Here is a 9718-nt window from a genome sequence, read left to right on the forward strand (position 1 = left end):
GGCGCGGGCGATGGGTCGCGCGCCATGGCGGGCGCGTGCGGCGGCGGTGGTTCCGGCGCTGGTGGGTGCCTTCCTGCTGGCGCTCGCCACCGGCTGGGCGCCGGATCCGAACCTCGCGCGGCAGGCGGTGCCGGGCTGGGGGGTCGCGGTGGCCGGGCTGCTCTTCCTCGCCCTGGCGGCGGCGGCCTTGCGGCTGCGCGGGGTGCGGCTGGCCGCGCTGGGGTTCGGCTTCGCCCTGGCGGCCGATGCCCTGTTCCTCTTGAGCGCCGCGGGAAGCATCCAGGATCCCGAGCCCCTGGCTGCGGCGATCGCACCGCACGACGGCGCGGGCATCGCCGTTCTCGGCCGATCCTATCAGGGCGAGTTCAGCTTTGCCGGGCGCCTGCGCAACCCGGTCGTCGCGATCGGCGATCTCGCCGCGGCGGAGGCCTGGCTCGCGGCGACGCCCGGCGCGGTGCTGATCGCGCCGCTCGACCGGGCGCATCCGCAGGCGGAGCCTGCGGAGGTGATCGCGTTCCGAGACGAGGATTACGGGCTCTGGACCGCGCCCGGGGGCGCGGTCCCGCCGGTCAAGCAGCCCTGACGGCGACCGCCTTCACGTCCTCGCCCACATGGGATTCGTAGCGGGCGAAATTGTCGGAGAACATCGCGACCAGCCGCGCGGCCTGGGCGTCATAGGCGCGCGGATCGGCCCAGGTGCTCCGCGGGTCGAGCAGCGCCGGATCGACGCCGGGCACCGCGACCGGAACCTCGAAGCCGAAGCTCGGGTCGCGCCGGAAGGTCACCGAATTGAGCGAGCCGTCGAGGGCCGCGGAGAGCAGGGCGCGGGTCGCGGCGATGGGCATGCGCCGCCCGGTGCCGTAGGCGCCGCCGGTCCAGCCGGTATTGACCAGCCAGCAGGCCGCGCCGTGCTCGGCGATCTTGTCGCGCAGGAGCCCGCCATAGACCTCCGGCCGGCGCGGCATGAAGGGCGCGCCGAAGCAGGTGGAGAAGGTGGGCTGCGGCTCGGTCACGCCGCGCTCGGTGCCGGCGACCTTGGAGGTGAAGCCCGACAGGAAGTGATATTCCGCCTGCGCCGGGCTGAGTCGGGCGATCGGAGGCAGCACGCCGAAGGCGTCGCAGGTGAGCATCACCACATTGCGCGGATGCCCGCCACGCGCCGTGTCGCTGGCGTTGGAGATCGCCGCCATCGGATAGGCGCAGCGCATGTTGGCGGTGAGGCTGTCGTCGGTGAAATCCACCTCGCGCGTGCGCTCGTCGAAGACCATGTTCTCGATGACCGTGCCGAAGATCGTCGTGGTGCGGTGGATCTCCGGCTCGGCCTCGGGCGAGAGATTGATGGTCTTGGCGTAGCAGCCGCCCTCGAAGTTGAAGACGCCGTCGTCGGACCAGCCGTGCTCGTCGTCGCCGATCAGGACCCGGGCGGTATCGGCCGAGAGCGTGGTCTTGCCGGTGCCCGAGAGGCCGAAGAAGAGCGCGACGTCGTCCGGGTTGCCCTTGGCATGGTTGGCCGAGCAATGCATCGGCATCACGCCCTTGGCGGGCAGCAGGTAGTTGAGCAGCGTGAAGACGCCCTTCTTGTTCTCGCCGGCATAGGCCGAGCCGCCGACCAGCACCAGCTTGCGCTCGAAGGAGATCGCGATCACCGTCTCCGAGCGGCAGCCGTGCCGCGCGGGATCGGCATGGAAGCTCGGGCAGTTCAGGATTGTGAAATCGGGCCGGAACCCGGCGAGCTCGGCCTCGTCGGGCCGGCGCAGCAGGTGGCGGATGAAGAGGCTGTGCCAGGCGAGCTCGGTGATCACCCGCACGTTCAGCCGGTGCGCGGGATCGGCCCCGGCATAGAGATCCTGCACGAAGAGCTCGTCGCCGCGCACATGCGCCAGCATGTCCTGATGCAGCGCCTCGAAATGCTCCGGCGACATCGGGGTGTTGTTGTCCCACCAGATATGCGCGTCGACCGAGGGCTCGCGCACGATATGCTTGTCCTTGGGCGAGCGGCCGGTGTGCTTGCCGGTCGTCACCAGCAGCGTGCCGCCGCGGCCGATCTTGCCTTCGCCGCGCTGCACCGCCGCCTCGATCAGGGCCGCTTCGAGCAGGTTGTCGTGAACCCGGCCGACGCCGGGAAAGCCGCTGGCCGCGAGCCGGCTCGCCGCGGTGGTGTCGTCCATCGTTACGGTATCCTTTGCCATGTCCCGCCCCGTACTCCGTCGAGACCCCCTGCGCCTCGTGCAGTCGGGGTCGAAACCCATCCACTCGTCTTCCGGAGCCGGTCCCGAGGGGATATCGGCCCAAGCATGTCTATACCATGTCCGCGGATGCATTCATGGTGGAGATAGCGTTAATGCCGGCCAGGGGGAGGCGATTCTTGGGTCGCGCTGTGCTCCGATGTTGAAGTCGGTGTTCGCTTGCTTTCACATCTGGGGAAGCGAAAGCGACCCCGCTCGGGCGGCCGCATGACCGGTGGCAGCGGCATGGACGGCGAGGCCCCGCCGATCCTCCATGCGAGCGCGGTCGCGCGCGGCGGGCGCTGCGTGCTGATTCTCGGGGCCTCCGGATCGGGCAAGTCGGGGCTCGCGCTGCGCATGATGGCGCTCGGCGCGGGGCTGATCGCGGACGACCGGGTCATGATCGGGATCCGCGACGGCCGGCTGGAGGCATGGGCGCCGGAAGCGATCGCGGGCCTCATCGAGGCGCGGGGCGTTGGGCTGCTCCGGGCTCCGGCGGAGGCGGCGGCGGAGGTGGTCCTCGCCGTCGATCTCGACCGCGCGCCGGCGGCGCGAATGCCACAGTGTGACCGGATCACGTATCTGGGAAGGAATGTAAGATTGATTTCCGGCCGGGACGTGCCAAATCTAGACGCTATCTTGACGATTCTACTCGATAACTTCCAGCCAAGCCCGGCTTGAGGCGTCTTCGGGCAGTACATTCGGCGGCATGCTTACCGTGACCGAAACGGGAAGCCCCGGATCGGGGCAGGATATAGTGATCGTCTCCGGACCCTCGGGCTCCGGCCGGTCGACCGCGATCCGCGCGCTGGAGGACCAGGGCTTCGAGGCCATCGACAACCTGCCGCTCTCGCTGTTCCCGCGGCTCTTCGCCGGCCCGCCGATCGAGCATCCGGTGGTGGTCGGGATCGATCCGCGCAACCGGGAATTCGACGTGGAGCGCCTGATCGGGCATATCGCCGATGTCGGCGCCGCCACGGGGCGGGATCCGGTGCTGGTCTATCTCGATTGCGACGCGAGCACGCTGATCCGCCGCTTCAGCGAGACCCGGCGCCGGCATCCGCTGAGCCCGCACGAGACGCCGCTGGTGGGCATCGGTCGCGAGACGGCGCTGCTCGCGCCGCTGCGTGCCCGCGCCGACATCCTGATCGACACCAGCGCGATGACCCCGCACGACCTGCGCGCCGAGATCGCGCGGCATTTCGCCACCGAGGAGCCGCAGGGCGACTTGGCGGTCACGCTGCATTCCTTCTCCTACAAGCGCGGCATTCCGCGCGGGGTCGACATGATCGTCGACGTGCGCTTCCTGAAGAACCCGCATTGGGAGGCGGCACTTCGGCCGAAGGACGGCCGGGACCCGGAAGTGGCCGCCTTCGTGCGGGCCGACCCGGCCTATGCGCCCTTCGTCGCGCGGCTGATGGATTTCCTGGGCTTCCTGCTCCCGGCCTATCGGGCGGAGGGCAAGAGCTATTTCGGCCTCGGGCTGGGATGCACCGGCGGCAGGCACCGCTCGGTGGTTCTGGTCGAGGCGATCGCAAAAACGCTTGCGGAGGAAGGTTGGCGGGTGTCAACTCGGCACCGGGACCTGTCATCCGCGTCGGCTGAAGCGCCCGTGGGTGCGGGAGTGGGGTTGGCGTGATCGGGATCGTGATTGTTGCACATGGCGGCCTTGCCCGGGAATACCTGGCGGCCATGGAGCATGTGGTGGGCCGGCAGCCGGGCGTCACGGCGATCTCCATCGGGCCCGAGGACAGTTGCCGGAACAAGCAGACCGACATCGACGCCGCGGTGGCAGGGGTCGATACCGGCGACGGCGTGGTGGTGGTGACCGACATGTTCGGCTCGACGCCGTCGAACCTGGCGATGGGCGCCTGCAAGAAGGCCAACCACAAGGTGCTCTACGGGGTGAACCTGCCGCTTCTGATCAAGCTCGCCAAGGCGCGGGGGATGCCGATCGACGAGGCGATCGTGAGCGCCTTGACCGCGGGCCGCAAATACATCAACAGCATCGACGGGTTCGGTGAGGACTGGACGCCGATCGCCCTCTGACGCCGGCCGCCACGGAGAGGGAATGCGCTTCTCCCTCGATATCATCAACGAGAAGGGGCTGCATGCGCGGGCCTCGGCACGATTCGTCGAGACCGTCGAGCGCTTCGATGCACGCGCCACCGTCAGCCGCGACGGCATGCAGGTGTCGGGCGACAGCATCATGGGGCTGATGATGCTCGCGGCCTCGCGCGGCACCTCGATCGAGATCCTGGTAGAGGGCTCCCAGGCCGAGGCCCTCGCCGATGCGCTGCGGGATCTGGTGGCGGACCGGTTCGGCGAAGGCTTCTGACCCGCGACCAACCCTCACCCCGCGCCCCGAGGCCGAGGATCCCCGCCCGATCCGCCGGTGTCGGTCGGGCAGCGCCGGCCCGGGGCCGCCCCGTCCCGATCCCCGACCGGCAGGAAGGCAGCACCTCCCTCGCCATGCGGCGCCGGCCGCGCGCTTTTGCCCGTCCCGAAGCCTGGTGCTGCGACTGCAGCTTCGGTCGGGCGGAGGGGCCAATGGCAGGACAGGGCCCGAAAGGCGCCCGGATCTCCCGGCTTGATCGGCGCCCTTCGCGCGGCTAGATGCTGCCGATGTCCGATCCCGACGCGGAGCCGCGAAAGTCCTATCACCACGGCAACCTTCGCGAGGCGCTCGTCGAGGCGACCCTGAGGCTGATCGAGGAGAAGGGGCCGCTCGGCTTCACGCTGGCGGAGGCGGCCCGGGCCGCCGGGGTCAGCCCCGCCGCCCCCTACCGGCATTTCAAGGGGCGCGAGGATCTGATCGAGGAAGCGGCGCGGCAGGGCTTCCTGCTCTTCGCCGAGCAGATGGAGCGGGCCTATGACGACGGCCGTCCCTCGGCGCTGAGCGCGTTCCTTGCGACCGGCCGGGCCTATCTCGCCTTCGCGCGCGCCTATCCCGGCCATTACATCGCCATGTTCGAATCCGGCGTGGCGATCTCCGGCAACCCCGATCTCGCCCGGGCCGCCGACCGGGCGATGTCGGTGCTGATCCGCGCCGCCGAGCAGCTGGCGGCGCGGCTGCCGGCCGAGCGGCGGCCGCCGGCGACCATGGTCGCCAATCACATCTGGGCCTTCAGCCACGGGGTGGTGGAGCTCTTCGCGCGCGGGCGGCCCGGCGGGCGGGCGCCCTATTCCGCCGAAGAGATGCTGGAGAGCGGCACGGCGATCTATCTGCGCGGGCTGGGGCTGATCCCCAACTGAGGCAGGGACCTCACTGCGGCTTGCGGGCGGAGACCACCCAGGAGCTCGACCCCATGTAGACCCCGTCGGCGGTGACATGCGGCGCGAGCATCTCCGCCAGATCCGCCTCGATGGCGGCACGCTTGGCGTCTGGCACCTCGCCGGCCTCCCGCACCACCTCGCCGGCGGGGCCGAGGGCCATCTGGAAGCCGATCGCATCCTCGATCGAATCCCCCATGCGCACCGGCGCGTCCACCCGCTCGAAGCTCACCCGCTCGAGGCCCACCGCCTTCATCTGCGCGCGCACCAGATCCTCGCTCGCCATCGAGAAGGGGCCCGGGCCGCAGGTCTGGGCATCCTCGCCCGGGGGCGGCAGGTGGCGCAGGGCGATGGCCTTGGCGGCGCCGAGCCAGGGATTGTCCTCGATCCGGCGCCAGACGATCATGGTGAAGCGCCCGCCCGGCTTCAGGGCGCGGCCGAGGTTCCGCATCGCCGCGACCGGGTTCTGGAAGAACATCGTGCCGAAGCGGGAGAAGACGAGATCGCGGTCCGCCGCGAAGGGCGCGGTCTGCACGTCGGCCTCGACGAAGTCGATATTGGCGATGCCCGCGGCGGCGGCGTCGCGGCGGCCGAAATCCAGGAAGGCGTCGCAGCAATCCATGGCGGTGACATGGCCGCTCGGCCCGACCCTCCGGGCGAGCATGATCGCCGTGTCGCCGAATCCGGCGCCGGCATCCAGCACCCGCTCGCCGGGATTGACCTCGAGCCGGGGAAAGATCGCGTCGCTGTGCTGGCTGAGCCCGCCGACGAGGACATGCTTGTAGCGCACGAATTTCGGGACGAGCACATCGTTCCAGAAGGTGACGAATTCGTTCTCCGGTTCGCGCAATGTCTGTGCCATGGCGACGGGCCTCCGACGCAAGTCCTGTGAAACGCGGCATTGTACCACCGATCCCCGCAAATCGCGACCGGCTGCCTCGGGAGGCCCGGAGCGGTCGCATCCGGTGATGCGAACGCGTCGGCGGAGTACCGGGCGTTCCTGGCGTCACCCACCCGCCCGGCGGGCACCGCCGGGTTGCGCCCGCCCCGCCCCGCAACTTTTTCGCCCCGCTCACTTGACGCCGGGCGGCGGCTTTCCATCTATGTAAATGTTATTCACATTAACATCGAAAGGAGCGGCTGATGCACACTGCCAACGAATGGTCCGAGCCCGCGGGTCAGTGGCCCCGACGCGTCCGCGAGACGCTCGAGCGGTCCCGCGACTGGATGGACGACCGGGGCAGGGCGGCCTGGATCATCGCGATCGTGATCGGCTTCGTCTTCTTCTGGCCGGTCGGCCTCGCCCTTCTCTTCTACGTGATCTGGAGCAAACGCATGAGCTGCAATTCCTGGGGACGCCGTCATCACCGCCACAACCGCCATGGGATGGGGCGCACCGGCAACACCGCCTTCGACGCCTATCGCGAGGAGACGCTAAAGCGCCTGGAGGAGGAGCGCGCCGCCTTCACCGCTTTCCTCGACCAGCTGCGCGCCGCGAAGGACCAGGCCGAATTCGACCAGTTCATGTCGAGCCGCCAGGCGCCGCAGGCCAGCTGACGGCTCCCGGCCAGCCACTTCCCGCCGCCGCGTTCCCCGAAAGGGGCGCGGCGGCGGCGCGTCCGGGCCTTGGTTCCCGGCTCAGCCGCCGAAGGTCATGCGGGCGAGCACGTCGTCGCGATCGACAAAATGATGCCGGAGCGCTGCGGCGACATGCAGGCCCAAAAGCCCCGCCAGCGCGAGCGCGGCGAAACGGTGGAAGGCCGCCGCCGCATCCGCCACCGTCTTCTCGCCCGGAACCCAGGGGTCGGGCAGGGAGAACCAGTCGAACACCCGGTTCTCGATGCCGAGCATGTCCTGCACCGGCGAGGCGGCGGCGGCGACCCAGCCCGAGAGCGGCAGCGCGATCATCAGGAGATAGAGCAGGGCATGGCTCGCCCCGGCCGCCCGGACCTGCCAAGGCGGCGTGCCCGCCGGCAGCCGCGGGCTCGCGCGATTGGCGATGCGCCAGCCGAGGCGCAACAGCGCGAGCGCGAAGATCACGCTCCCCCAGCTCTTGTGCCACTGCGTCAGCTCGAAGCGGGCGAGGAGATCCTCGGTGAACACCGTCATCCGCAGGCCGAGGGCGAGCTGGAAGAGAATGAGCGCCGCCATGGTCCAGTGCAGCACCCGCGCGCCCCAGCCCCAGCTCCTCTCGGAATTCGCGAGCCGCATGGGCGCCGCCTCAATCCGGGCTCATTTCGAGGTCATCAGCAGGCGGATGCGCACGGGCAGCTCCGCGCCCACCTCCGGCAGGCCGGCGGTCGAGCCGAATTCGGTGCGGTCGATGCTGCCGGTCAGGTCGAATCCCGCCTCGAAGCGCTTCGGATCGGCCGGGTCGGGGCCGTAGCGGATCACCGTGGCTTCGAAGCGCGCCGGGCGGGTGACGCCGCGCAGGGTGATCTCGCCGAAGATCTGCGCCGTCTGCTTCGAGGTCTGCACCAGCCGGTCGAGGCTGAAGGTGATCTGCGGAAAGCGCTCGGCGTCGAGATATTCGGCGCTGCGCACCAGCGCATCGACCGGCGCGAGGCCGGTGGTGGCCTCGCGGGTCGAGATGCGGATCCGGGCGCGAGCCGCCTCGGGCCGGGTCTCGTCGAAATCCACCTCCCCGGTCGGGGCGGGAAAGCGCACCTCCACGGTCGAGCCCTGCCAGGCCACATCCACCAGGATCCTTGTCTCGGGATCGAGGACCCAGGGCGTCGCCAGGGCCATCCCCGGCAGCATCATCAGGACCGCCGCGACCCGTGCCAGCATGACCGCCTCCCGAGCTTGCATCCTGCCGGAATGATAGCGCGGGATCGCGCTTCAGACAGGCACACTTGCGTGCATCGGCGCGAGCGCGCCAGAATGGGCCATGCCCGAGCCCTTCAAGACCTTCTTCAATACCGGCACCATCGCCATGATCGGCGCGAACCTCGCCGCGCGATCACCCGGCTTCGATCGCGACCGCTTCGAGGCGCTGGCGGGTGACGGGCTGGAGGCGCTGGAACTCAAGGCCCGCGCGGCGCAGATAACCCGGGCGCTCGACGCCTGCCTGCCAAGGGACTTCGGCCCGGCCTGCGACCTGATGCTCGCCGCCCTCGCGCCCGCGGATGCGGCGGAGGGGGCGCCCGGCATTCGCGGCTGGGCGGTGATGCCCATGGCCGATCTCGTGGCGCTGCGGGGCCTGGGCGATTTCGACCGGGCCATGGAGGTTCTGGCCGAGATGACCCGGCGCTTCAGCTCCGAATTCGCCGTCCGCCCCTTCATTCTCGCCGATCCCGAGCGGGCGATGGGGCATATGATGCGCTGGACCGGCCATGCGGACTGGCGGGTGCGGCGGCTCGCCTCGGAGGGCTCGCGGCCGCGTTTGCCCTGGGGCATGCGCCTCGCGCCCTTCGTCGCCGATCCCGCGCCGCTGATGCCGCTGCTCGGGCGGCTGCGCGACGATCCCTCGGAGGACGTGCGGCGCTCGGTCGCCAACAGCCTCAACGACATCGCCAAGGACCATCCCGATCTCGTGGCCGGGATCGCCCGGGACTGGCTGGCGGGCGCGCCGCCGGAGCGGCGCCGGCTGGTGCGCCATGCCTGCCGCTCGCTGGTCAAGGCCGGCCACCGGCCGACGCTCGCAGCCCTCGGCTTCGGCGAGGCGGCGCTGCGGCTGGAGCGCCTCGATCTGGCGAGCCCGGTGGTGGCCTTCGGCGAGGCGCTGGAATTTGTCGCGTGCCTGCGCTCCGAAGGCGGGGACCCGCAGGAGATCGTGCTCGACTACGCGATCCATCACCGCAAGGCCAACGGCGGAACCTCGGCCAAGGTCTTCAAGTGGCGGCAACTCTCGCTCGCCCCGGGCGAGACGCTGGAACTCGCGCGCCGGCATTCGATCCGGCGCATCACCACGCGGGTCTATCATGACGGCGCGCACCGGCTGGAGATCCTCGCGAACGGCCGCGCGCTCGGGGAAATCGGGTTCGAGCTCGTCGGCGCGGCGGCCGGTCAGCGGGTCGGGACCGGCGTCTCGCCGCGATAGTCGTAGAAGCCGCGCTTCGACTTGCGGCCCAGCCAGCCGGCCTCGACGTATTTCACCAGGAGCGGGCAGGGGCGGTATTTGGTGTCCGCCAGCCCCTCGTGCAGCACGTTCATGATCGCGAGACAGGTGTCGAGCCCGATGAAATCGGCCAGCTCCAGCGGCCCCATCGGGTGGTTGG

General features: G+C 70.2%; 13 protein-coding genes. 8 read left to right on the forward strand and 5 right to left on the reverse strand.

What is annotated here, in order from left to right; genetic code table 11:
* Positions 1-583, forward strand: a 583-nt coding sequence (locus tag V7050_RS13840; protein WP_324410684.1) for a hypothetical protein, incomplete at its 5' end; no start/stop codon positions are given.
* Here V7050_RS13840 and V7050_RS13845 read toward each other — a convergent pair.
* Positions 570-2168, reverse strand: coding sequence for a phosphoenolpyruvate carboxykinase (locus tag V7050_RS13845; protein ID WP_324374622.1), 1599 nt, complete (start codon positions 2166-2168; stop codon positions 570-572). The two genes, V7050_RS13840 and V7050_RS13845, sit on opposite strands and share 14 nt — an antisense overlap.
* A gap of 285 nt (positions 2169-2453) precedes the next feature.
* Between V7050_RS13845 and V7050_RS13850 the strand changes: the two genes are divergently transcribed.
* From V7050_RS13850 to V7050_RS13870, 5 genes are all read left to right on the forward strand, one after another.
* Positions 2454-2906: an HPr kinase/phosphorylase gene (locus tag V7050_RS13850; protein ID WP_324374618.1), complete on the forward strand. Its 453-nt coding sequence runs from the start codon at positions 2454-2456 to the stop codon at positions 2904-2906.
* Positions 2907-2934: 28 nt separating this feature from the next.
* A complete protein-coding gene (rapZ, locus tag V7050_RS13855; RefSeq protein ID WP_442885589.1) occupies positions 2935-3864 on the forward strand; it encodes an RNase adapter RapZ in 930 nt (309 codons plus the stop codon).
* A complete protein-coding gene (locus V7050_RS13860; RefSeq protein WP_324368798.1) occupies positions 3861-4274 on the forward strand; it encodes a PTS sugar transporter subunit IIA in 414 nt (137 codons plus the stop codon). The genes rapZ and V7050_RS13860 overlap by 4 nt, the downstream gene beginning before the upstream one ends.
* Before the next feature lie 22 nt (positions 4275-4296).
* Positions 4297-4563, forward strand: coding sequence for an HPr family phosphocarrier protein (locus V7050_RS13865; protein ID WP_324368800.1), 267 nt, complete (start codon positions 4297-4299; stop codon positions 4561-4563).
* Between the two features lie 287 nt (positions 4564-4850).
* A complete protein-coding gene (locus V7050_RS13870) occupies positions 4851-5480 on the forward strand; it encodes a TetR/AcrR family transcriptional regulator (RefSeq protein ID WP_324368802.1) in 630 nt (209 codons plus the stop codon).
* A 10-nt stretch (positions 5481-5490) separates the two neighbouring features.
* Here V7050_RS13870 and V7050_RS13875 read toward each other — a convergent pair whose 3' ends face one another.
* Entirely contained in the window at positions 5491-6360 is an 870-nt protein-coding gene (locus V7050_RS13875; RefSeq protein ID WP_324368804.1) for a class I SAM-dependent methyltransferase, read from the reverse strand.
* 281 nt (positions 6361-6641) lie between these two features.
* Here V7050_RS13875 and V7050_RS13880 point away from each other — a divergent pair, with 281 nt between their 5' ends.
* A complete protein-coding gene (locus V7050_RS13880) occupies positions 6642-7055 on the forward strand; it encodes a DUF2852 domain-containing protein (protein WP_442885588.1) in 414 nt (137 codons plus the stop codon).
* Between the two features lie 81 nt (positions 7056-7136).
* Here the strand turns inward: V7050_RS13880 and V7050_RS13885 are convergent, their stop codons facing one another.
* Together V7050_RS13885 and V7050_RS13890 are read right to left on the reverse strand one after the other, a co-directional pair.
* Positions 7137-7709 (reverse strand): cytochrome b, encoded by a 573-nt coding sequence (locus tag V7050_RS13885; protein WP_324368806.1) that lies wholly within the window; start codon positions 7707-7709, stop codon positions 7137-7139.
* A gap of 21 nt (positions 7710-7730) precedes the next feature.
* The gene (locus V7050_RS13890) at positions 7731-8288 is read right to left on the reverse strand and encodes a YceI family protein (protein WP_324368808.1); all 558 of its coding nucleotides are present in this window, start codon (positions 8286-8288) and stop codon (positions 7731-7733) included.
* A 100-nt stretch (positions 8289-8388) separates the two neighbouring features.
* On the opposite strand from V7050_RS13890, the gene V7050_RS13895 reads away from it, so the two are divergent.
* Entirely contained in the window at positions 8389-9540 is a 1152-nt protein-coding gene (locus V7050_RS13895; RefSeq protein WP_324368810.1) for a DNA alkylation repair protein, read from the forward strand.
* Here V7050_RS13895 and V7050_RS13900 read toward each other — a convergent pair.
* Positions 9507-9718: 3-hydroxyacyl-CoA dehydrogenase family protein (locus V7050_RS13900; RefSeq protein ID WP_324410686.1), on the reverse strand; the 212-nt coding region annotated here is incomplete at its 5' end. The two genes, V7050_RS13895 and V7050_RS13900, sit on opposite strands and share 34 nt — an antisense overlap.

The organism is Amaricoccus sp., from assembly GCF_036846665.1.
In the GTDB taxonomy this organism is placed as follows: domain Bacteria; phylum Pseudomonadota; class Alphaproteobacteria; order Rhodobacterales; family Rhodobacteraceae; genus Amaricoccus.